This window comes from Phenylobacterium aquaticum, from assembly GCF_022695515.1.
GTDB lineage: Bacteria > Pseudomonadota > Alphaproteobacteria > Caulobacterales > Caulobacteraceae > Phenylobacterium > Phenylobacterium aquaticum.
In genome coordinates, this window is record NZ_JALDPT010000024.1 from 1 (window position 1) to 22,175 (window position 22,175).

23 protein-coding genes, 1 other RNA gene and 2 pseudogenes are annotated in these 22,175 nt (G+C 67.1%); 12 read left to right on the forward strand and 14 right to left on the reverse strand.

The features are described 5' to 3' along the window. The 5 genes and pseudogenes from MQH10_RS16740 to ssrA all read right to left on the reverse strand — a co-directional run. Positions 1-208: pseudogene (locus MQH10_RS16740) on the reverse strand (hypothetical protein); the annotation flags it as partial. An 85-nt stretch (positions 209-293) separates the two neighbouring features. Then, positions 294-1,067: a C13 family peptidase gene (locus MQH10_RS16745; RefSeq protein ID WP_242565158.1), complete on the reverse strand. Its 774-nt coding sequence runs from the start codon at positions 1,065-1,067 to the stop codon at positions 294-296. Between the two features lie 4 nt (positions 1,068-1,071). Then, entirely contained in the window at positions 1,072-1,542 is a 471-nt protein-coding gene (locus MQH10_RS16750; protein WP_242565159.1) for a PaaI family thioesterase, read from the reverse strand. A gap of 7 nt (positions 1,543-1,549) precedes the next feature. After that, a complete protein-coding gene (locus tag MQH10_RS16755; RefSeq protein ID WP_242565160.1) occupies positions 1,550-2,056 on the reverse strand; it encodes an SspB family protein in 507 nt (168 codons plus the stop codon). A 131-nt stretch (positions 2,057-2,187) separates the two neighbouring features. Beyond that, positions 2,188-2,549, reverse strand: a transfer-messenger RNA (tmRNA) gene (gene ssrA / locus MQH10_RS16760). 151 nt (positions 2,550-2,700) lie between these two features. Here ssrA and MQH10_RS16765 point away from each other — a divergent pair. Next, positions 2,701-3,282 carry an inner membrane-spanning protein YciB gene (locus MQH10_RS16765; protein WP_242565161.1) on the forward strand — a complete coding sequence of 194 codons (582 nt, stop codon included), beginning with the start codon at positions 2,701-2,703 and terminating at the stop codon, positions 3,280-3,282. A 43-nt stretch (positions 3,283-3,325) separates the two neighbouring features. On the opposite strand, the gene MQH10_RS16770 is transcribed toward MQH10_RS16765, so the two are convergent. Then, entirely contained in the window at positions 3,326-4,000 is a 675-nt protein-coding gene (locus MQH10_RS16770; protein ID WP_242565162.1) for a TetR/AcrR family transcriptional regulator, read from the reverse strand. A gap of 589 nt (positions 4,001-4,589) precedes the next feature. On the opposite strand from MQH10_RS16770, the gene MQH10_RS16775 reads away from it, so the two are divergent. Next, the gene (locus MQH10_RS16775; RefSeq protein ID WP_242565163.1) at positions 4,590-5,246 is read left to right on the forward strand and encodes an aquaporin; all 657 of its coding nucleotides are present in this window, start codon (positions 4,590-4,592) and stop codon (positions 5,244-5,246) included. Positions 5,247-5,255: 9 nt separating this feature from the next. Here the strand turns inward: MQH10_RS16775 and ilvN are convergent, their stop codons facing one another. Further along, on the reverse strand, positions 5,256-5,804 hold the full coding sequence (gene ilvN / locus MQH10_RS16780; protein ID WP_242565164.1) for an acetolactate synthase small subunit: 549 nt from the start codon (positions 5,802-5,804) through the stop codon (positions 5,256-5,258). A gap of 132 nt (positions 5,805-5,936) precedes the next feature. Between ilvN and MQH10_RS16785 the strand changes: the two genes are divergently transcribed. The 3 genes from MQH10_RS16785 to MQH10_RS16795 all read left to right on the forward strand — a co-directional run bounded on the left by MQH10_RS16785 (position 5,937) and on the right by MQH10_RS16795 (position 7,803). Continuing rightward, positions 5,937-6,833 (forward strand): class I SAM-dependent methyltransferase, encoded by an 897-nt coding sequence (locus tag MQH10_RS16785; RefSeq protein ID WP_242565165.1) that lies wholly within the window; start codon positions 5,937-5,939, stop codon positions 6,831-6,833. Positions 6,834-6,838: 5 nt separating this feature from the next. Continuing rightward, on the forward strand, positions 6,839-7,201 hold the full coding sequence (locus MQH10_RS16790; RefSeq protein WP_242565166.1) for an EamA family transporter: 363 nt from the start codon (positions 6,839-6,841) through the stop codon (positions 7,199-7,201). 80 nt (positions 7,202-7,281) lie between these two features. Continuing rightward, a complete protein-coding gene (locus tag MQH10_RS16795; RefSeq protein ID WP_242565167.1) occupies positions 7,282-7,803 on the forward strand; it encodes a DUF1993 domain-containing protein in 522 nt (173 codons plus the stop codon). Between the two features lie 23 nt (positions 7,804-7,826). On the opposite strand, the gene MQH10_RS16800 is transcribed toward MQH10_RS16795, so the two are convergent. Both MQH10_RS16800 and MQH10_RS16805 read right to left on the reverse strand, forming a co-directional pair. Beyond that, complete coding sequence (locus tag MQH10_RS16800) at positions 7,827-8,432, reverse strand: hypothetical protein (RefSeq protein ID WP_242565168.1); 606 nt, start codon at positions 8,430-8,432, stop codon at positions 7,827-7,829. A gap of 39 nt (positions 8,433-8,471) precedes the next feature. Next, on the reverse strand, positions 8,472-9,320 hold the full coding sequence (locus MQH10_RS16805) for a hypothetical protein (protein WP_242565169.1): 849 nt from the start codon (positions 9,318-9,320) through the stop codon (positions 8,472-8,474). 127 nt (positions 9,321-9,447) lie between these two features. On the opposite strand from MQH10_RS16805, the gene MQH10_RS16810 reads away from it, so the two are divergent. The 5 genes from MQH10_RS16810 (at position 9,448) to MQH10_RS16830 (ending at position 14,804) form a co-directional block, all read left to right on the forward strand. Next, positions 9,448-10,080, forward strand: coding sequence for a YceI family protein (locus tag MQH10_RS16810; protein ID WP_242565170.1), 633 nt, complete (start codon positions 9,448-9,450; stop codon positions 10,078-10,080). Positions 10,081-10,105: 25 nt separating this feature from the next. Then, positions 10,106-10,744: a glutathione S-transferase family protein gene (locus tag MQH10_RS16815; protein WP_242565171.1), complete on the forward strand. Its 639-nt coding sequence runs from the start codon at positions 10,106-10,108 to the stop codon at positions 10,742-10,744. A gap of 353 nt (positions 10,745-11,097) precedes the next feature. Further along, on the forward strand, positions 11,098-12,315 hold the full coding sequence (locus MQH10_RS16820) for an RtcB family protein (protein WP_242565172.1): 1,218 nt from the start codon (positions 11,098-11,100) through the stop codon (positions 12,313-12,315). Positions 12,316-13,263: 948 nt separating this feature from the next. Then, complete coding sequence (locus MQH10_RS16825) at positions 13,264-14,583, forward strand: TROVE domain-containing protein (protein ID WP_242565173.1); 1,320 nt, start codon at positions 13,264-13,266, stop codon at positions 14,581-14,583. Next, on the forward strand, positions 14,580-14,804 hold the full coding sequence (locus tag MQH10_RS16830; protein WP_242565174.1) for a hypothetical protein: 225 nt from the start codon (positions 14,580-14,582) through the stop codon (positions 14,802-14,804). The genes MQH10_RS16825 and MQH10_RS16830 overlap by 4 nt, the downstream gene beginning before the upstream one ends. 16 nt (positions 14,805-14,820) lie before the next feature. Here the strand turns inward: MQH10_RS16830 and MQH10_RS16835 are convergent, their stop codons facing one another. Both MQH10_RS16835 and MQH10_RS16840 read right to left on the reverse strand, forming a co-directional pair. Continuing rightward, entirely contained in the window at positions 14,821-15,249 is a 429-nt protein-coding gene (locus tag MQH10_RS16835) for a DUF4260 domain-containing protein (RefSeq protein WP_242565175.1), read from the reverse strand. A 108-nt stretch (positions 15,250-15,357) separates the two neighbouring features. Continuing rightward, a complete protein-coding gene (locus tag MQH10_RS16840; RefSeq protein WP_242565176.1) occupies positions 15,358-16,128 on the reverse strand; it encodes a retropepsin-like aspartic protease family protein in 771 nt (256 codons plus the stop codon). A gap of 154 nt (positions 16,129-16,282) precedes the next feature. Between MQH10_RS16840 and MQH10_RS16845 the strand changes: the two genes are divergently transcribed. Beyond that, the gene (locus tag MQH10_RS16845) at positions 16,283-17,533 is read left to right on the forward strand and encodes an Ntn hydrolase family protein (RefSeq protein WP_242565177.1); all 1,251 of its coding nucleotides are present in this window, start codon (positions 16,283-16,285) and stop codon (positions 17,531-17,533) included. Positions 17,534-17,747: 214 nt separating this feature from the next. Here the strand turns inward: MQH10_RS16845 and MQH10_RS16850 are convergent, their stop codons facing one another. From MQH10_RS16850 to miaA, 3 genes and pseudogenes are all read right to left on the reverse strand, one after another. Further along, positions 17,748-18,341 (reverse strand): O-methyltransferase, encoded by a 594-nt coding sequence (locus tag MQH10_RS16850; RefSeq protein WP_242565178.1) that lies wholly within the window; start codon positions 18,339-18,341, stop codon positions 17,748-17,750. Between the two features lie 4 nt (positions 18,342-18,345). Beyond that, positions 18,346-20,150 (reverse strand): annotated as a pseudogene (locus MQH10_RS16855) (acetolactate synthase 3 large subunit). 169 nt (positions 20,151-20,319) lie between these two features. After that, positions 20,320-21,240, reverse strand: a complete 921-nt coding sequence (miaA, locus tag MQH10_RS16860) for a tRNA (adenosine(37)-N6)-dimethylallyltransferase MiaA (RefSeq protein WP_242565179.1) — start codon at positions 21,238-21,240, stop codon at positions 20,320-20,322. On the opposite strand from miaA, the gene serB reads away from it, so the two are divergent. Beyond that, entirely contained in the window at positions 21,239-22,132 is an 894-nt protein-coding gene (gene serB, locus MQH10_RS16865; protein WP_242565180.1) for a phosphoserine phosphatase SerB, read from the forward strand. The two genes, miaA and serB, sit on opposite strands and share 2 nt — an antisense overlap. Positions 22,133-22,175: the final 43 nt, after the last annotated feature.

Genomic DNA, 22,175 nt, shown 5'->3' on the forward strand with positions numbered 1-22,175 from the left:
TCGCGATCTCAGAATTGGGTCGCGCCGCCGTCGCCGCGGCAGGGCGGGCCGCGGTCGGCCGGGGCGTGTGGCGCCGGAGCGCCGTATAGGGGATCGGGCCCTTGGGGCCGGCGGCTGTCGTCGCCGGCGCATCCTGGGCCAAGGTCGCCGCGGGGATCAGCAGGAGCGCCGCGAGGGCGGCGAGGGCGGTCTTGGCGGAAAGGCGCATATCTAAGGGGACGGCTCGGAAGTCGGTGGGCGACGGGAGGTGGTTGTAGGGCGCCGAGCCATGGCCTCCAACCGCCTATGGCCGCTCACCCCCCTTTCGGTGGCGGAGTGGGGAAAGCATACAACGGCAGCATGGGCCTAAGCTGCGGACCGATGAACAGCTGGGGCTCCGAGGGCGGCGTCATGCCCTCCTTGATCTCCCGCGCGGCCACGCAGGCCCGCACGGCGCCCGCCAGGCTCGGAAAGTCGCGGGCCTGGGGCGCCGAGGACAGGAAGCAGTCGTCGAAATAGGGATAGCGGTCGGCCTCGCCGCAGCCGAACGAGGTGCGGTCGGGCCGCGCGGCGGTCAGCACCATGCGGTTCGGCTGAGCCAGTTCCGGGATGAACACGCCGGAGAAGCAGGCGGAGATCACCACCACGGTCGGCCGCGCGCCACAGGTGCGATTGAGGATTTCGCCCAGAATGCCGGGCGGCAGGATCTTCTGATCCACCACCACCCCGGTCGGGGCGCCATGGCTGGAGAAATAGACCATGCAGCCGTCGGGCGCCTTGGCGGTCAGTTCGACCAGGGCGTTGTAGATGCCTTCGGGATCGGACTTGGCCAGGCCCGCATCCTTGTAGCGCTCGGGCCGGACCGAGAACTGGCGCAGATTGGCCTTGTCGAAGCCGATCCGCTCGAGCTGGCCGACCACATCGTGTCGGGCGTTGTCGAAGGCTTCGGAGGGGCCGCCGGAATGGGCGTGCCAGTCGCCGGCCACCACCACGGCGGCCCAGTTGGCGAACGGTCCGGCGGCAAGCGCCGGTCCGGTCCAGGCCAGGGTCAGGGCTACGAGCAAGCCCGCAAAGCCCGCCCGGCCCATGGCCCTACTTCTTGTAGGACTGGAACGGGGTCGGCACCGCCGTCCCCGTGGCCTTGGCCAGCAGCCGGCCGTCGGCGTCATAGAGTTCACCCTCGGTGAAGGCGATGGTGCGGCCCCACTTCGCGACCCGGCCGATCCCCTTCAGGGTTCCCGGCATGGCGGGGCGGAAGAAGGTGGTCTTCATCTCGGCGGTCGGCGCCACATGGGTCATGCCCGACGCGACCATGCAGGCGACGCTCATGCATTCGTCCAGCATGGCGCAGAGATAGCCGCCCTGGATCTGCTTCATCGGATTGAGCAGCAGCTCGGCCTTGGCCTCGAACGCGACCTCGACGGTCTTTTCGGCCTGGTTCACGGCGACCATCCGGAAGCCCAGGGTCTGGGAGCCGGTCGGCTGGTTCTTGGAGCGCAGGAACCGGGCGAGGATCGCCTCGTCGGTCAGGGCTTCGGGTTCGCTCGCGGCGACGTCGGTCATCGGCCGCTCACTTCTTGCGGAAATGGTCGAGGGAGACGACGTTCGGCGCGTCGGGGTCGGCCGGCGCGGACTCCTCGGCCGAAGCGCCCGCCTGGGCCTGGGTCGCCGCAGCGGCGGCTGCGGCGCTGGCGGCGGCCGCGGCCGGGGTCTCGAACTGCAGCAGGAACTGCACGCTCGGATCATAGAAGCGGGTCAGGGCCGCATAGGGCACCGAGAGGCGCTTGGGCTGGCCGCCGAACTTCAGGGTCACGGTGAAGAAGGTCTCGCCCGGCGCCAGGTCCCAGTACTGGTGCTGCAGCACGATGGTCATCTCGTCCGGGTACTTGGAGAGCAGATCGGCCGGACCGGACACCCCCGGCGCCTCGGTCTTGAAGGTGATGTAGAAGTGGTGCGCGCCCGGCAGGCCTTCCGGCGCCGCGGCCTTTTTCAGCGCAGCCTTCACCACGCCGCGCAGGGCCTCCTGGGCCATGGCCTCGTAGTGCATCTGGTCTTGGGCCGGCGGGTCCTGGGCCATGTGATCTCCGAGAGCGTTGCGCCCATACAGGGTAACGCGTCGCGCCGGCCGCGCAAGGCGCGTCCAGCCACAACGCCGCCGCTTTTGCGCAGCTTGTCGAAATGAGAGGCGCGTGATCGGCGGGAGAGGTGAGTGGGGGGGTTCTGTTGCCAGGCCCCCCCCGGGCCCCGCCTAGAGGAGCTAAACCCCCTAGGGCTTGATGTCGAAATCAGTCTGACGCTTACGCGGCCAGACGGACTTCTTCAGCGAAGTTATCGTTCGCATTTAGTTTAAAGCCCGAAACGGTGGGCAAAGCCGAGAGAAAGCAACCCCTTTAGACGTCTGTCGATGCTGATCGGCCCCGCACTTTCCGGCGAATAACCCGGAGGAAGATTGGTGGAGCCGCCGGGAATCGCACCCGGGTCCAGTCCGCTTATTACGAGCGCGTTTATCTCCATAGTCCGGCGAACCGGACAGGACTGATATAGGCGCTTACGCGCCGACTTAGAAGGTCTGACGCGAAATTCGGGGCTTGAGCCGTTCGCGAAGCGTGGGCGGCGGGGGCCGTTTCGCCGATCGACGTCGAACCTTCGCGGACGGATTTCCGGTTTTGGTGCCTGCGCCGCTAGCTTCGGGTCATCGCTTTTCGAGTTCCCGAGGACGCCATGAACAACCTGATGTACGCCGCCCGCCCGCTCCTGGAAGACTTCTTCTCCACCCTGATCTTCCTGGTCCTGATCGCGCTCAAGGTCGATGTGCGCATCGCCACCGCCGCCGCCATCGGGGTGGGCGTGCTGCAGCTCGCTTGGCGCGTCATGCGCGGCCAGCCCATTCCCGGGCTGCAGTGGATGGGCCTGGGTCTGGTGGTCGTGTTCGGCACGGCCAGCCTGATCACCCACGACGTCCGCTTCGTGATGTTCAAGCCCTCCATCATCTATGTGATCGTCGGCGGCGCCATGCTGCAGCGGGGCTGGATGCTGCGCTACATGCCGCCGGTCGCCGCCGGCCACGGCCAGGAGATCATGACGCTCTTCGGCTATGTCTGGGCCGGCCTGATGTTTCTGACCGCCATCCTCAACGCCGTGGTCGCGATCCGCTTCACCAGCCAGTGGGTGGCCTTCGCGGCCATCTTCCCCCTGGCCTCCAAGATCGGCCTGTTCGTGATCCAGTACGTGACGGTGCGCGCCATCGTGAAGCGCAAGATCCTCGCCGCCCGCGCGACGGAGGGCCTGGCCCAGGCGGCGTAAGACCGCACACCCCTCTCCCCGTTCATGGGGAGAGGGCCTCGGCTCAGGCGCTGGCCTTCTTGGCTGCGGCTTCCGCCATCAGCCGGTCGACGAGATCTTCCTTGTAGCGCTTGAGCAGGCCATAGGCCCGCTCGATCCGGGCCGGATCGTCGGTCAGCAGCATCTCGAGCGACAGGCCGCGCATGGCGGCCATGTGCAGGGTGACCATGCTCTCGATCGCCTCGGCGTCGTCCACCCCGATCTCGCGGGCGAAGTCGATCATGAAGCTGCGGCGGCGCGCCTCGATGGCGTTGAACATGGCGGGCAGCTGATCGGCCAGCTGGGGGTCCGACCGCGCCGCGACCATGATCTCCAGCTTGGCCATCACCGCGGGCGTGGTCTGGGCGCGCCAGACCGTGTCGGTCTGGTCGATGAACTGGGCGCGCTTGTCGCCGTCGTCGTTCAAGGCCCTGGGCGCCTGGGGCCGCTCGTCATAGCCCGAGGCGAAGGCGACCACCGCCAGCATCAGGTCCACCTTGCTGGGGAACTGGTGCAGCATGCCGCCGCGGCTGACCCCGGCCTCCTCGGCGATGGTGGCGAGCGTTGTGGCCGAATAGCCCAGGCGATTGAGACAGACGACCGCCGCATCGATCAGGCGCGCGCGCATGGCCGCGGTGCGTTCCGCCTGGCTGCGGCGCGGGGTCTTGATCGCCTCGGTCATGGCGGGGTCTGACGCCATAGGGGCACGGTTCTCCTCGGTTACGGCCATGCTTGGCGCAAACTCACCCCGAAGCAAGCCTACCCTTAGGGAAAGCCGCCGGCGCGACGTTGGCCGCCGCGCCGACGCAGTAAGCCCACCGGCAAGGGAGGCCAATGGGGGGATCAGGAGAGATCAGGTCGTAACGCCGACCAAGCGTGGGCGCGACGCGCGATTGTCGCCAATCGCGCGCCGGCGCCTCAGGTCGTCTCGACGTCCGGCCGCGACCCCGAAATAGGGGCCGCTGAGAGGCCGGGCCGTCCTGTAGTCACTATCGTTCCTGAAAAGGTCCGGCGCGCCCCCGGCCACGGAGGGTCGTGGGCGCTGAAAGGTCTAAAAAATCGTCAGATCAAAATAACGAGCCCCGGCGGCGAACACCTCGCCCGTCGCCGGGCGGAGCGACCGCGCCGGCCCTCGACGGCGAATGGATCACGGCCGCCGAAAGCCGTCAATAAACAAACCGACCAATCGGTCGGTGTTTGGATTGGGCCCCGCCCTCCCAATTTGGGGCAGGCGTTCGCCACGACGGCCCCGCTCGCTGCTAGCCTCGAATGAAACAGGAGGGTCCGACATGTCGAAGTACATCGCCGAGTTCGTGGGCACGCTGAGTCTGGTGTTGTTCGGTTGCGGCGCGGCCGTGCTGGGCGGGGATCACGTGGGTCAGCTGGGCATAGCCCTGGCCTTCGGCCTGGCCATCGTCGCCATGGCCTATGGGATCGGGCCGATCTCAGGGTGCCACGTCAATCCGGCCGTGAGCCTGGCGGTGTTCATCGCCGGCCGGATGAGCCTGCGCGATATGGCCGGCTATTGGGTGGCGCAGTTCTCCGGCGCCCTGGCCGGGGCGGCCCTGCTGGCCGCTATCGCCGGCACGGCGCACGGCCTGGGCCAGAACGGCTGGGGGCCCGGCTATCTGGGCGAGTTCCCGCTGTCCGCCGCGGCGATCTTCGAGGTGGTGATGACCGCCCTGTTCGTGATCGTGATCCTGGGCTCCACCGGGCCCGGCGCCCCGGCCGGCTTCGCAGGCCTGGCCATAGGCCTGACCCTGGCGGTGATCCACATCGTCGGCATCCAGGTGACCGGCGTGTCGGTCAATCCGGCCCGCAGCTTCGGACCGGCCGTGCTGGTGGGCGGTCACGCCCTGTCGCAGTTGTGGCTGTTCTTCGTGGCGCCGGCGGCCGGGGCCGTCCTGGGCGCCGCCCTGTTCCGCTTCCGAGTGCTGGCGGCTTAGACGCGGTCTCTAGATCGCCTCGCCGCCGCGGGTGATCGACAAGACGCCGGTGCGCGACAGTTCGACCAGGCCGAGCGGCCGCATCAGATCGACGAACTTGTCGATCTTGTGCGAGGCGCCGGTCAGTTCGAAGACGAAACTGTCGATGCCGGTGTCCAGCACCTTGGCGCGGAAGATGTCGGCGATGCGCAGGGCCTCGACCCGGTCGGCGCCGGAGCCCTTGACCTTCACCAGCGCCAGCTCGCGCTCCAGGCCGTTGGGGTCGCGGCTGACGTCCTGCACGTGGCGGGTGGCGACCATCTTGGTCAGCTGGGCCTCGATCTGGGCCAGGACGTGCGGGGCGCCGCGGGTGACGATGGTCACCCGGCTGGTATGCGCCCGCCGGTCGGTCTCGGCCACGGTCAGGCTTTCGATGTTGTAGCCACGGGCGGCGAACAGTCCGACCAGCCGGTGCAGCACGCCCGGCTCGTTGTCGACCAGGATCGCGTAGGTGGCCAGGCTCTCGGCCTCTTCCTGGTGGGCGAGGTCGTAGACGGAGGCGGGCTGGGCGTCGGACATGGCGGCGGTCCTAGGAGGCGAAGACAAGGCCACGACCTGTCACATGCTGGGCCCGCCTGCAACCGACCGCATCAAACCGGGGCGGGTTCCGGGGCTTGCGCGGCGCGCGGGGCTGGTCCACTCCATCGGCCGATGGCGGATCAGCACGACAGCAAGACGGTCGCGAACCCAGGGCGCGCCTGCCCGGCCTGCGCCCGGACCCTCGCCCCGTGGCGCCATGACTGGCTGTTCCGCTGCCAAGGCTGCGGACTGCTGCACGCCGACTTCGCCGTGGAGATTCCGGACGTCGCGGGCGGCGACCTGGTCGACGAAACCCGCCGCGAGGCCGGCCTGGAGGCGGTGCGCGACCGCAACAACGCCCGCCTGCTGGACACCCTCAAGACCCTGGCGCGGCCTGGCGCCCGGCTGCTGGACGTGGGCGCAGGTCCTGGGTTCCTGTTGCAGCACGCCGCCGGCCTGGGATTCTCGGTCGAGGGAATCGAGCCCGACGCCAATGTGATCGCCGCCGCCCGCGCCCGCGGCGTTCCGGTCCGGCATGGCTATTTCCCCGACGCCCTGGACGACGCCGACCGGTTCGACGTGATCGTCTTCAACGACGTCTTCGAGCATATCCCGGACATCACGACCGCCTTCGCCGCCTGCGCCCGGCACCTGAATCCCGGCGGCGTGCTCTGCCTCAACTGCCCCAACCGCGACGGCTTCTTCTTCAAGGTGGCCGAGGTGCTCGACCGGCTGGGTCTGGGCGGCGCCTATGACCGGCTGTGGCAGAGGGGCCTGCCCTCGCCGCACCTGTGGTACTTCGCGCCGCGCGATCTCGCCCGCGCCGCCGCGACCGTCGGGCTCACGGCCGAGCGCCGCCTCGACCTCGACACCGTCCAGATCAAGGGCCTGTGGAGCCGCATCCGCTGCGTCCGCGACGAGCCCCTGCTGCGCTCCATGGCCGCCTATGGATTCGCCGTAGCCACCTATCCGGTGGCGCGCCTGGCGCCGGCCGACGCGGTCGCCTCGTTCTTCCGCAAGCCGGGCTGACCCCGATGATGAGTCCGGGCGACCTGATCCTCTGCTCGGTCTTCGCCCTGACCCTGCCGGCCGGCCAGCTGATGTTCAAATGGGCCGCGCTCGGCCGCGACGCGGACCGCCCGGCGGTGGGGCTCGCCATGCTGACCAATCCGCGGCTGATGCTGGCCGGGGTCTGGTACGGCTTCACAGCGCTCTTCTGGTTCTATGTCCTGACCCGGGTGGCCTTCACCCGCGCCTATCCCTTCGCCATAGCCGGCTCCGCCCTGGTTCCCGTCCTGGCCCGGCTAGTGTTCAAGGAGCCGCTGACCCGGACCATGCTCGGCGGCTATGTCCTGGTCTTCTCCGGCCTGGCCCTGGTCGTCTGGGGCAAGATCTAGGCCCGGCGCAAAAAGCGCTGGCGCCGACCCGCCCGCCTCGTCGATAGGGGAGGGATAACAAAACCCCTGGGGAGGCCCGCATGGCCATTTCGCTCTACGACGTCAGCGTCACTTCGTTCCTGCAGGTGCTGGGGGGCGTCTCCGGCTTCCTCGACCGCGGCCTGTCCCATTGCCAGGACAACAACATCGATCCCGAAGAGATCGTCGCGGCCCAGCTGTTCCCCAACATGCTGCCCTTCCGCTTCCAGGTGCTGTCCGTCGCCCACCATTCGATCGGGGCCATCGAGGGCGCCAAGAAGGGCCTCTATTCGCCCTCCGCCACGATGGAGCCGCTCGATTATGCCGGCCTGCAGAAATACGTCGCCGACGCCGCGACCGCGCTGAAGGCCCTGACCCCCGACGAGGTCAATGCGCTTGAGGGCAAGGACGTCACCTTCCAGTTCGGCGAGCACAAGATCCCCTTCGTCGCCGAGGGCTTCCTGATGAGCTTCTCCCTGCCGAACCTGCATTTCCACGCCACCACCGCCTACGACATCCTGCGGACCAAGGGCGTGCCGCTCGGCAAGCGCGACTATATGGGCCAGATGCGCATCAAGGCCTGATCGGCCTTGCGGAGGTGGGGGCCTTAGTCCCCCATCTCCGCCATCCGGTCGGCGACCCGGCGGGGATCGAGGCGGCTGGCCGCCAGGGCCACGTCGACGCTTTCGCCGACCTTGCCGGTGGCGGGCGAGGCGGTGCGGCTGCGGCCCACCTCGTGCTGCATGCGGGTGACGAAATCCTTCAGCGCGTCCTCGGCGATCAGGCTCAGCTGGGCCCGTGTCCGGGCGTCCGCGCCCTCCAGCCTCAGGGCCGCCTGGTGGGCGGCGATCAGGTCGTCGAGCAGGGCGGGACGGCGGCCGCGATAGGCCAGCGGCTTCTTCGCCCCATAGTCGCCCCAGGGCTTGTTGCGGAAGAACAGCCGCCCGCGCTCGACCAGGATGGAGGTGTCGAAGATCACCTCGGCCAGCCGACGGCCCGCCTCGTCCGCGGGGATCCGGCCCGGTGGCAGGGCGGTCAGCAGCACCAGGCTCTGCAAGGCGGTGATCGCCTCATTGGCCCAGTCCTGGACGTCCTCGCGCCGCAGGGATTGCTCGCGCCAACGGAACACCGCGCCGCCGACCGTCAACAGGCCGATCACCGCCGAGACGATGGCGGCGATCCCCTCCCAGGAGGTGAAGTCGGTCAGGTTCACGCGAGCGCCCCATCGTTCGAGGCGGCCAGACTAGACCATTCAGTAGACGATGGGCGCCGGCTTGGCCGGATAGTGCTCGCAATTGTCCTCGGTCCAGCGCATGCCGCGCCGGGCCAGGTCGGCCTTCTCCCGCTCGATGTCGGGATTGTCCAGGCAGGGCAGGATCTTGGTCATTGGGATCTGCTGCTGGGCTGAGAGCGCCAGGACGAACTTGGCCAGGCTCTGCTTCATCATCTGAAAGTCGGCCTGCTTGGCCCGGGTCAGGCCGTCGCGGGCGCCGAAGCCTCGCGTGGCCAGGTCGCCCTCGCGGGCGTGGGCGCGCACCTCGGCGTTGCGGCCGAAGGTGTTGGGCGAGGCGATATAGTTGGACGGCGAGGCGAGGTTGGCGGCGACGAGCGGCGCGCCGATCACGCTGTAGGCCAGGATCGCGTCATCCTCGTTCAGCCCGACGAAGCGGGCGCTGAAGCCCGCGTCGACCGTGCTGGTGAAGGCGACGCGGCCCGTGCGGCGCTCGACGATGCGATAGACCGCCCGGCTGCGGCTGTCGAAATCGGTCCCGAACACCGAGCCCTTGAGGTCGACGAACTCGATCTGCAGGCCATAGCGGGCGGCGACCGGCGTCGGCGCCATCATGCCGGACTCGACCAGCAGCTTCTCCACCTGCGGGCGGAAGGCCTTCTGGTTGGCCTCGGCGAACCAGAAGGAGTGCTGCGACATGCCGGAGATGTAGTCGAGCACCACGGTGTGGGCGAGCGGGTGGGTCGGCGGCACCGAGAAGGTCAGGGCGTTGGCCACCGGCGGCGACTGCAGGGCGAGCGCCGTCTGGTGGGAGGCGCAGGAGGCCAGTCCCAGGCTCGATACGGCCACAAGGCCCAGCAACCAGCGCATGCGCATTCCCCCTGCTCATCCGCCTCTAACGCGCTCATGGATAACGGAAGATTACGCGCGCGCCCTGTCGGGGCGGGCCGTATCGCCGCGTCTTCCAGTTGACCGCCCACCCCGATAAGGTTCGCTCATGTCCATCCTGCGCCCCATCGCCGCCCTGTGCGGCCTGCTCGCCGCCCTGACCTTCGCCGGTCTCGCCCAGGCCGCCTGTCCCACGGGCCTGCCGCCCGGGGTCTATTGCGGCGACAAGGATCCCGCCGCCGCCGTGGCCGGGACCTACAAGCTCGATCCGGGCCATGCCGGCGTCATCGCCCGGGTCTCGCACATCGGCTATTCGATGAGCATCTTCCGGTTCGACACCGCCCAGGCGACCCTGGTCTGGGATCCGGACCACCTGGACAAATCCAGCTTCAACGCCGCGGTCGACACCGGCTCGGTGGCGACCAATGTGCCGGGCTTCGCCAAGGAGATCGCCGGCACCTATCTGAAGTCGGCCGACTTCCCGAAGGCGACCTTTGTCTCGACAGCCTTCCGCCGCACCGACCCCCTGCATGGCGAGATCGACGGCCAGTTCACCCTGCTGGGCAAGACCAAGCCGGTGACCTTCAAGGTCGAGCTGATCGGCGCCGGCAAGGGTTTCGGCCATCCGCGCCTGGGCGCCCAGGCGATCGCCTGGATCAACCCCCAGGACTACGGCATGTCGCCCTTCTTCCTCGACCCGATCCAGCTGGTGATCGACGCCGAGTTCGAACGCACGACCTGATCCTCCAACCGCGGAGCCCCCCGCCATGATGCTGATCGGTCAGTACGATTCGCCCTTCGTGCGGCGGGTGGCGATCGCGCTTCGGCTCTACGCCATCCCCTATGACCACAAGCCCTGGTCCACCTTCGGGGACGCGGAGACCATCGCCGCCTACAACCCCTTGATCCGGGTGCCGACCGTGGTGTTCGACGACGGCGTCGCCCTGATGGACTCTTTCGCCATCCTGGAGACCCTGGACGAGATGGTGGGCCCGGACCGCGCCATGATCGCCGCGGCGGGCCCCGACCGCCGCCAGGCCTTCCGCCTCATCGCGCTCGCCGCCGGCGCCGCCGACAAGGCCGTCTCGCTGCTCTATGAGCGCGCCCTGCGCGGCGAGGCCCTGCAGATGTGGGTCGACCGCTGCCGCACCCAGGTGTCCGGCGCCCTCGACGCCCTTGAGGCCGCCCGCGCGTCGCGCACCACCCCCTGGCTGTTCGGCGACCGGATCGGCCATGCCGATATCATCCTGGCGACCATGCTGCGCTTCGTCCGCGAGGCCCTTCCCGGCGTCTTCGATCTCGCCGCCTGGCCGGCCATCTCCGCCCACGCAACGACCTGCGAGGCCCTGCCGGTCTTCCAGGAGATCAGCCAGCCCTACCACCTGGTGAAGCCGGGGGAGGGATGATCCTGCCCCGGGTTCGCTCATGGCGTGTCATTTGGGCCACAACCATGGGCTGTTCGGTCGGCGAGGTTAACCTTGGTCTTGCCGGCTGCGGGTCGTCATGACACACGCCGCGCTCCCGAAAGGACCCACGACCATGGCCTGCAAGCCAGCCAAAGAGATGAACGTCCGCAGCTTCGACTATCAGGTCGAGGGTCTGCGCGCGCGCGTCCGGAGGAAGGCTTCGAGCTAGGTCGGCGATCCGATCTGGACTGTACGAAGGAACCCCTCCCGGCCCGGCCTGGAGGGGTTCCTCGTTTCTGGGGCTCCGTTCAGCCGCGACGCCGGGAGGGGCAGAGCAAAGAAGGGGGAACCCCATGAGCGGGTTCGATCTGATTGAAAGCGACGGCCGGCCGATCAAGGCCTGGACCAAGGGGGTGCCGATCGAGGAATCGGCGCTCGCCCAGCTGCGCAATGTGGCCAGCCTGCCGTTCATCCACAGCCACGTCGCGGTGATGCCCGACGTGCACTGGGGCAAGGGCGCGACCGTGGGCTCGGTGATCGTCACCTCCGGCGCCATCATCCCGGCGGCGGTGGGGGTCGACATCGGCTGCGGCATGATGGCGGTGCGGACCTCGATCCGCGCCGAGCAGCTGCCCGACAACCTGTCGGGGATCCGCTCGGCCATCGAAGCCGCCGTGCCCCATGGCCGGACCGACAATGGCGGTCGCAATGACGTGGGCGCCCATGCCGGCGACCCGCCCGACCTGGCCAAGGCCAAGTGGGCGGAGCTGGCGGACGGCTATGCGGCGGTGATCGACAAGCATCCCAAGGCGGCGCACCCGCGGGGTCTCGGCCACCTGGGCACGCTGGGCACGGGCAACCACTTCATCGAGCTGTGCCTCGACGAAGCCGGTGACGTGTGGGTGATGCTGCACTCCGGCTCTCGGGGCGTCGGCAACCGGTTTGGCAGCTACTTCATCGAGCACGCCAAGCACGATATGCGCCGGTGGTTCATCAACCTGCCCGACGCCGACCTGGCCTATTTCCCGGAAGGCTCGGACGGCTTCGTCGACTACATCCGCGCGGTGAGTTGGGCGCAGAAATACGCCGCGGCCAACCGCGAGGTGATGATGGACCAGGTGCTGGGCGTTCTGCGCGCGGCCTTCCCGGATCTGTGGACGACGGAGAGCGCGGTGAACTGCCACCACAACTACGTCACCACCGAAACCCACTTCGGCAAGAAGGTGTTCGTGACCCGCAAGGGCGCGGTGCGGGCGGGCGAAGGCGACCTGGGCATCATCCCGGGCTCCATGGGCGCACGAAGCTTCATCGTGCGCGGCAAGGGGAACGCCCAGTCCTTCTGCACCTGCTCGCACGGCGCCGGCCGGGCCATGAGCCGGGCCGAAGCCAAGCGGCGGTTCAGCCTCGACGACCACATCGCCGCTACGGCGGGGGTGGAGTGCCGCAAGGACGCCGAGGTGATCGACGAAACGCCGATGGCCTACAAGGACATCGACGCGGTGATGGCCGCCCAGGCCGACCTGGTCGAGGTGGTCCACACCCTGCGCCAGGTCGTGTGCGTGAAGGGGTGAGACGCGACGGCCCGCCGTTCAGGCGGGCCGTATGCGATCGTGAACGCTTTCACGATCGCCGCGTCGAACGCCCGAAGCGCCAGCGGAGGGCCGGAAGAGACGCGACAAGAAAAGTCAGATTTCGTGTTGCATTATGCAACATATGCGGATATCAGACCGGCCTCGTCGCTTCGGCGGCGAGAGATGTTGGCGGCGTAGGGCACGAATACTTCGTGTCGCGGGTTCGAATCCCGTCACGGGATGCAAATTCCGTGTAGCTCAGCCCGGTAGAGCAGAAACCGCGCGCCCGCCTGTACCCCAGCATCTCGACGACAGTGGCGTAGAGATCGGCTTCATCGTTGGACCCTGGTGTCGCGGGTTCGAATCCCGCCGGAGGGCGCAAGCTCGCCGTAGCTTAGTTGGAAAAGCTCCGGGCTGCCGGTCTCGCCTGTTCCCTGTCGTCGACCCCAGCGCCAGGCTGGCCTGTGGGATCCGGAAGCGGCGGGCTTGGAACCGCGCGCACGGATCAACAAACAGGCTTGGCCGACGTGCTGGCGGTGACGTCGTCCGCGGTGGCGATGATCCCGGATTCATCGCTCCAAACCCGTGGGCGGCCAGAGTCCAAGCTGAGGTCTGACGTGGCGAGCGTCGGCGGAAGCGCCCCCCGGGATCGCATATTCCCCGCGGACGACGTCATCATTTTTGTTGCATTATGCAACAAGACGGACTATCAAGATCGTGTCCTGGCGATCGCGATTGATCGGTGCGGTTTGAGCCGCGTCGCTCCGGCGCGTTCGGCAGGACCCAATCTGGGGGCGAAGAGAACGAATACTTCGATGGTTAAGGCTGCAAAGCTGAGCGGGTTCGAAACCCGCGTCCCGACGTAAGGCCGAAGGGTCGATCGTCGGGAGAGGCGTTCTCGCCCTTTCCCCGGATTGGCCCTTTCAACGACGTCAGGAGGTTGGCGCCATGCGTTTCAACATCTTTTCCCCGCGCCCGGGCGTCACGCACGAAGGCGCTCCGGCCGCGATCCTCTCGGCCGAACAGAAGCTGCGCCGGTCGGTGCTGTCCTGCCTCCTGTGGGAGAGCGAGTTCTATGAGGACGGCGAGACCATCGCCGACCGCATGTCCGCTCTGGCCGCCGAACTCGATCCCGCGATCGTCGCGGCGCTCGCCGTCGAGGCGCGCGAGCGCTTCAATCTGCGCCACGCGCCGCTGATGCTGCTGTCCGTCCTGGTTCGCACCGGGTCTGGGACCTCGCTGGTCTCGGAGACCATCGAGCGCGTCATCCAGCGCGCCGACGAGATGTCGGAGTTCCTGGCGCTCTATTGGCGCAACGGTCGTCGGCCGCTGACCAAGCAGATGAAGCGCGGCCTCGCCCGCGCCTTCGCCAAGTTCGACGGCTATCAGCTCGCCAAGTACGATCGCGACGGCCCCGTGAAGCTGCGCGACGTGTTGTTCCTGGTTCACGCCAAGCCGAAGGACGAGGCTCAGGCCGCGCTCTGGAAGCAGGTGGCGAACCGTGACCTGCCGTCGCCGGACACCTGGGAAGTCGCCCTGTCGGGCGGCGCGGACAAGCGCGAGACCTTTGAGCGCCTGCTCGCCGAGCGCAAGCTTGGCTACCTGGCCCTGCTGCGGAACCTCCGCAACATGGATCAGGCGCAGGTCGACGAGGGTCTGGTGCGCGACGCGATCATCGCCCGGCGCGGCGCCGAGCGGGTGCTGCCGTTCCGCTATGTGGCGGCGGCGCGCGCCGCGCCGCGGTACGAGCCCTTCCTCGATCAGGCTCTGATGGAGGCGGTGCTTGCGGAGCCGGTGTTCGAAGGCCGCACGATTGTCCTGGTGGACGTGTCCCCCTCGATGAACGTGCGTCTGTCGGCGCGATCTGACCTCACCCGGATGGACGCCGCGGCCACCCTGGCCTCGATCGTTCCGGGCGATGTGCGGGTCTTCTCGTTCTCGAACGAAGTGGTTGAGGTGCCGGCTCGCCGCGGCATGGCCGGGGTCGATGCTGTCATCCGTTCGCAACCGAGCAACGGAACCCTGTTGGGTAAGGCGGTGGCGCATGTGAACCGGCTGCCGCACGACCGCCTGATCGTGATCACCGACGAACAGTCGCAAGATCCGGTTCCGGCGCCTAAGGCGGCCAAGGCCTACATGGTCAATGTGGCCAGCGCCCGCAACGGCGTTGGCTACGGCGACTGGACCCGCATCGACGGCTTCTCGGAGTCGGTGCTGCGGTACATGCGCGAACACGAGGCCCCGCTGGCGGAGATCTCTCAGGCATGACCCCTGAGGAGCTCCGTCTGGCGGCGATCCTTCTCTTCGGCGACCGGGGCTGGATGTCCCGGCTCGCCGAAGGGTTGGATGTCGACCGCTCGACGGTCTCGCGCTGGTTCGCCGGCCTGCCGATCCCGGGCCCGGTGGCCGCGGCCCTGCGCAGCTGGGTCAAGCTCTACGAACTGACCGGTGAGAAGCCGGAGGCGCTCAAGGTCACTGGGCGACGCTAGATACTCAGCGCCGCCCTTACCCCAGATGGGTGTGCTTGAACCCAGTCGCGTATTTCAGGCCGTAGCCCATCAGTCGGTCGAAGCCGATGTGGGCGACCCAGATCAGGGCGATTGAGACGCAGAGCGGCGCGGCGCTCCACAGGCCGTAGGCGGCCAGGGCCGCGGGGCCCAGATAGCTGTGGCCGAGATTATAGCCGAAGGCCCCGATCCGGCGGCCGGCCAGATAGCCCAGCATCGAGAGATCGGGGACCAGGAACAGGATCGCGAACAGCAACCAGCCGCCGTCCGTCTGGGCGTAGGCGGCCGCGGCGGCGAGCACGACGCCGCCCTCGAGACGCAGGAGGGCCTTGGGCCCGCCCACGGCCTGGCCGCGGGTCTGAGGGGCTTCGACCGTCTTGGCGCGGCGGGCGGGGCGGGGATCGGCGGTGGGGGACAGGGTCGACATGGCGGGGATCCGTTCGGGTGGCTGTGGAGCCCCCCGATCATGTCGGATCTCAGCCTATTCGGAATTGCGCAAATTCGTGGCGCAGAAGTTCACAAGCGCATGGGGCTCCTAGCCCCGCCATCTCAGATACAGGCGGTCGCCCTTCACCTGGAACGACTCCAGCTTGGTGAGGAAGCTCATGCCGAGCAGGGAGCTATCCATCGCCGTCTGGTTCACCACCATCGGCATGTCGGTCATGCGGATCGGGCCTATGGCTAGGCTGTCGGCCTTGAAGTCGGCGCCGAAGCCCAGGCCGTTGGCGGTCTGGGCCGGGCGACCATAGACGAGCTTGGCGGTGTCCAGGCCCAGGCGCCGGGCGTCGGCGGGGCTCAGCACCGTATCGGTGGCGCCGGTGTCGACCATGAAGCGCACGGTCTGGCCGTTGACCTGGCCGATGACGAAGAAGCCGCCCTGTTCGCGGCTGACCACCAGCTCGTGGTCGCCGGCCGCGACCGGATGCGCCCCGGTCAGTTCGCCCTGCAGACGCTGGCCCAGCCCGGCCAGCTCGCCGCGATAGCTGTAGCCCAGGATCAGCACCATCCCGACCGCGACCCACATCGCCGCGTGCCGCGCCTTTTCCCCCCAGCGGATCGGTCCTCCGCGCAGCAGGGCGGAGGAGAGCAGGGCCACGATCGCGACACTGCGCGCCGTCCACATCCAGTCCTCCTCGGAGCTCACCGCCCCGGGATTGGCCCGCGCCAGCCCCCAGACCGCCGCGCCCGTGGCGACCATCACCCCGACCCAGATCAGCAGCCGCTGGCGCGGAATGGGCGGGCGCGACGGCGCGGGCTTGGGCGCCTCCGGGCGCGGTCGCCCCCACGGTCCGCCGTCATCGGTCATCTGAGGTCGTCTCCCTGGTGCGGCGGTCAGGCTAAACCAGGACGGGTGGGGTGGCTATCGGCGGCAGTTCCGCGCCTGGGTTGAATTTATTCGCGACACTCGCAAGATTGCAGTGGCGCCCTGGGGCGAGGATTGTGGTGTGAGGTAAGGGCGAATGACTACAGAAATCGTGATCCTAAATCGTCAGGGCATTGCGCTTGCAGCTGACAGCGCAGTAACGACCGGTAGGCAGCGGGTGTGGAAAACAGCCAACAAGCTCTTCTCTCTTGGTCCGGCGCACGACATCGGGATCATGATTCATGGATCCGCTGACGTGTCTGGCGTTCTGTGGGAGAACATCATCAAGATGTTTCGGAGAGAATGTCAGTCAAAATGTTATAATACGGTCGAGGAATGTTCTGAAGATTTCATAGAATTTTCTAATAGACCTATATTCGATGATTTGACATTGCAGCAAGTTGGCTTGGCGGCAAGATTTATAGATATTCTAAATTCTGCGAAATCCCATATTAAGTATGAATCGAAGAAAGAGTTCCGTGAAAATGCAATTTCATACATGAAATCAGCGAGGGCAAGCTTGGATGATGAGTTCCAGATAGTTGATATCCAGCTTTCTTTAGAAAAATTCTCCGAAGAGTGGTCGAAAGACATAAAAGCGCTGGCTGGCGAGGTCTTTGAAGAAGTAATCACGGCGGCTGTGTTGAATGCGATTCTAGGATACCTGCACGCATTTGTAATTAGAAACATCCAATCGGAATACTCCACGGGAATAGTAATGGCGGGGTTCGGTGATAGTGAAATACTTCCCGTGGCCAACGTGACGATTTTCGACGGAAAATTTAAAAGCATAAATAGATGCTGGAGGGACAGTCGGTCTCAAAATCTAAACACAGATGAGGATCCGGGGGGCGTGGTGCTGCCATTCGGTCAGATGGATATTATATCGCTTATAATTGAGGGCATTAGTGCCGAAACGAGAAGTTATATAAGTAGCCTATTTGGTAGAATATTAAAGAACAAAAGCGACTCTCTTGTAAGGAGATACATATCTGATGCAGATGAGAGGGTCGTGGAGGGCGGTATTCAATCCGGTGAAAATCGGAAAATAATGGAGATGTTTAAGGAGGAGCTGGGAAAATTTCATCAGATTAATTCAATTAATCCCATTCTGAGTGTCGTAAATGCGCTTCCAAAGGAAGAGATGGCAAGTATGGCGGAGGCTTTGGTTGATATTACGGCCCTTAGGCGCCGGGTCGACTCCTCTCTGGAATCTGTGGGTGGCCCGGTGGATGTTGCTGTTATATCTAAAGGGGATGGATTTATTTGGATTAAGAGGAAGCATTATTTTAATATTGAAATGAATCGGGATTTCCTTTATAGAAAACATCCGCGTGGAGGTTCGTGAAGTGAACGCTGAAGTTCGGGCGACTTTGGCCCCTGCATCTCTCGTTGCCGCCGTTGAGCAGATGCTTGACGGTAAGCGGGCAGCAATCAGTGCGCTTGATCCCGTTGATGCGGCACGAAGATCGGCCGATCGGATCATAGCGGAGTTGGAGCGCGGTAGGCGTGCGTCCCGTCGAGAGAAATCGCTCTAGCGGCTGTTAAGGTGTGGCTTTGAGCTAAAGCTTCCGCCGCACCGCCACCACCAGCCCCGACGCCCAGGCCATCTCCACCACGGCCCAGCCCTCTCGGCCCTGCAAGGCTTGCAGCAACCCCGCTACCCGCGCCTCATGCCCATCAGGCCAGTTGCCTTGGAGCAGCATGTCGTCGCCGATCCAGATCCCGCCGGGTCTCACCCGAGCCAGGGCGTCCTCCAGCCCCTCATACTTGCCCGGCATGGCGTCGGCGAAGATCAGGTCATAGCTGGCGGGAGTCTGGCGCTGCAGGAAGGCCAGGCCGTCCTCGATCACGAACTCCACGCGGGGATCGTCGCCCAGCTCGGCGCGGGCCACGGCCTGCAGGTCGGGCGCGACGTCCACGCTGGTCAGCCGCGCATCCGCATCCATCCCGGCCAGCAGCCAGGCGGTGGCCAGGCCCGTACCGGTGCCCAGCTCCAGCATCCGGCCGCCGGGCTTGGCGGCGGCGAGCATCTTCAGGAAGGCGCCCGTCCTGGGCTCCGACGGCATGTCGAAGCCCAGCCGGGCGGTCGTTTCGGCGATCCGGCGCCAGGTCTCTGGAGCGCCGGTCTCGGGGGTCCGATCCAGCGCTGGCATGGGATCAGACCAGACGCTTGCCCGCGTCGTCGATGATGCCGCCAAGATCGCGGCCGTCGTCGGCGAGGATCATCTCGTTGTGGGCCTTGCCGGACGGGATCATCGGGAAGCAGTTCTCGTCCTTGGTCACCCGGCAGTCGAACAGCACCGGGCCGTCATAGTCGATCATCTGCTTCAGCTTCTCGTCCAGCTCGCTGGGATGCTGGGCGCGCAGGCCCAGAGCCCCGAAGGCCTCGGCCATCTTCACGAAGTCCGGCAGGCTCTCGGAATAGGAGTGCGAATAGCGCTCGCCGTGCAGCAGCTGCTGCCATTGGCGCACCATGCCCATCCACTCGTTGTTGAGGATGAAGATCTTGATCGGCAGGCCGTACTGCATGGCCGTCGACATTTCCTGCATGGTCATCTGCACCGAGGCGTCGCCGGCGATGTCGACCACCAGAGCGCCCGGATGGGCCATCTGCACGCCCAGCGCGGCCGGCAGGCCATAGCCCATGGTGCCCAGGCCGCCGGAGGTCATCCAGCGGTTCGGCTCGTCGAAGTGGAAGAACTGGGCGGCCCACATCTGGTGCTGACCGACCTCTGTGGTGATGTAGACGTCCTTGTCGCGGGTGAGCGCGTACAGGCGCTCGATGGCGTACTGCGGCTTGATGTACTCCGCGTCCGGCGCATAGCGGAACGACTGGCGGGCGCGCCAGGCCTCGATCTGCCGCCACCAGTCGCCCATGGCCGCCTTGTCGATCGACAGGTTGCGGGACTTCCAGGCGGCGATCATGTCCTCCAGCACGCTGCCGGCGTCGCCGACGATGCCGATATCGACCCGGACGTTCTTGGAGATCGACGAGGCGTCGATGTCGATATGGATCTTCTTGGAATGCGGGGCGAAGGCGTCCAGGCGGCCGGTGACCCGGTCGTCGAAGCGCGCGCCGATCGCCACCATGACGTCGCAGTCGTGCATGGCGTTGTTGGCCTCGAAGCTGCCGTGCATGCCCAGCATGCCCAGCCACTTCGGATCCGAGGCCGGGAAGGCGCCCAGGCCCATCAGGGTCGAGGTGACCGCGCGCCGGTCAGGGTGGCGAACTCGCGCAGCAGCTCGGCCGCCTTGGGGCCGGCGTTGATCACGCCGCCGCCGGTGTAGAGGATCGGCCGCCGGGCGCCGGCGATCAGGGCCACGGCCTCGGCGATCCGGCCCGCGTCGCCCTTGGTGCGCGGATGATAGTTGTGCGCCCAGGTGACCTCGTTCGGCCCCTGATAGCCGGCCTTGGAGAACTGGACGTCCTTGGGGATGTCGATGACCACCGGGCCCGGACGGCCCGAGGTGGCGATGTGGAAGGCCTCGTGCATGATCCGCGGCAGCTCGGCCACGTCCTTGACCAGGTAGTTGTGCTTGGTGATCGACCGCGTGATGCCGATCGTGTCGCATTCCTGGAAGGCGTCGGTGCCGATCAGGTGGGTGGCGACCTGGCCGGTGATGACGATCAGCGGGATGGAGTCCATCAGGGCGTCGACGATGCCGGTGATGGCGTTGGTCGCGCCGGGGCCGGAGGTGACCAGGACCACGCCGGGCTTGCCGGTCGAGCGCGCATAGCCCTCGGCGGCGTGGGTCGCCCCCTGCTCGTGACGGACCAGAACGTGCTGCAGCCGGGGCTCGTTGAAGAGCGCGTCATAGATCGGCAGCACCGCCCCGCCCGGATAGCCGAACAGCACCTCGACCCCCTGGTCGATCAGCGAGCGGACGACGATCTCCGCGCCGGTGAGGATCTCCTGATCCTGCTTGGCGGTGTCGGCTTGGATGGTTTGGTGGGCGGTCATGACGTTCGGCCTTGATGGGGCAATAAAAAAGGCCCTCTAGGGGCCCGGGTGCAAGCGACCTTTCACGGCTGACGACATCGTCAGTCCGCGGCGGGTCGCCTTACGAGTACAAGGATGCGGCGCAACGGTTTGCTCCAAACGCTATCGTGGGGGTCATCGCATGCCCCGATCAGAGCGTCAAGCCGGGGTCGAGGGCAATAAACTGCCTCCACTGTTCCTCGGGCGCGACGGCGGTGATCCGCGACCAGTCGGCCATCTGGCCGCGCATCCAGGTGGTCTGGCGCTTGGCGTAGCGGCGGGTCTCCATCTGCGCCGCCGCGATGGCGGACTTCAGGCTGGTCTCGCCCGCCAGATGAGCGGCGAACTCGCGATAGCCGACCGCCTTCAGGGCGGGCAGGGCGGGGGCCAGCCGGCGCGCCGCCAGGGCCTCGACCTCGGCCAGGACGCCCGCCTCGACCATGGCCTCCAGCCTCTGGTCGCAACGGTCATAGAGGGCGTCGCGAGGCGGCTCGAGGGCCACCGCCGTCCAGCTTCCGGCAGGCAGGGCGCCGGTGCTGTCGGCCTGCCAGTCGCTCAGGCTGCGGCCCGTCGCCTCCAGCACCTCCCAGGCGCGCGCCAGCCGCTGCTTGTCCCCGGGCGAGATCCGCGCGGCGGCAAGTGGGTCTCGTTGTGCAAGTTCCTCACGGAAGTCCTGTTCAAGAACTGTATGAACTTTCCGCCGCGCAGCCTCCCGCAACGTCTCGGGGATCGGCGGCACCTCGGCCAGGCCGTGGGTCAGGGCCCGGAAATAGAGCCCGGTCCCGCCCACGATCACCACGGATCCGGGGATCTCGGCCAGCCGCGCCAGGGCCGCCCTCTGCCAGTGACCGACCGACCAGCCCTCGGCGGCGTCGACCTCGCCCACCAGGTGGTGGCGGACCCGGGCGCGCTCGGCCGCACTGGGGGCGGCGCTCAGGATCGGGATGTCGCGATAGAGCTGCAGGGCGTCGGCGCCGATGATCTCGGCCCCCGTCGCCTCGGCCAGACGCAGCGCCAGGGCCGACTTGCCGCTTGCCGTAGGCCCGGCGATCAGCCAGATGCGGCGCGTCATGCAGATCGCTCTCACCCTCGTCAGTCCGCAACCGGACCAGGTCCAGGCCGCCCTCGGCCGTCTCGCCCCAGCGCTCGCAGCCGCGGGGGCCCGCGTCAAGGAGCCAAGGCCGCTCGGCCCCGGCGCCCTCGACCTCGCGCTTGAGGGCGAGCACATCGACGCCATCCGCGCCGCCGCCGCGACCGTGCTGGAGGGCGCGCCCATCGACCTCTGCGTCCAGCCCTGGAACGGCCGGCGCAAGAAGCTGCTGGTCGCCGACATGGACTCCACCATCATCGGCTGCGAATGCCTGGACGAGCTGGCTGACTTCGCCGGGGTGAAGGCCCAGGTCTCGGCGATCACCGAGCGCGCCATGCGCGGTGAGCTGGAATTCGAGGGCGCTCTGCGCGAACGGGTGGCCATGCTGAAGGGGCTGCCGGTCGCCGATCTGCAACTGGCCTATGACCAGCGCGTCCGCCTGAACCCCGGCGCCCGGACCTTCGTGCGCACCATGGCCGCCTCGGGCGCCCGCTGCCTGCTGGTCTCCGGCGGCTTCACCTTCTTCACCTCCCGGGTGGCTGTCGCCGCAGGCTTCCACGAGGATCGCGCCAATACGCTGGGCGAGGCGGACGGCGCGCTCACCGGCACGGTCGGCGAACCGATCCTGGGCCGCGAGGCCAAGCTGGCCGCCCTGGCGGGCGAGGCGAAGGCGCTGGGCCTGGACCTGTCAGAGACCCTCGCCATCGGCGACGGCGCCAATGATCTCGCCATGATCGAAGCCGCGGGGCTCGGCGTCGCCTATCGGGCCAAGCCGATCGTCGCCGCCCAGGCCGACGCCAAGGTCGACCACGCCGACCTGACGGCGCTGCTCTATTTCCAGGGCTACGCCCAGGCCGACTTCGTCACGGACTGAAGCGCGGTGTGATTTCCGCCGGGTCGCAACCTGCGCTAGTCAG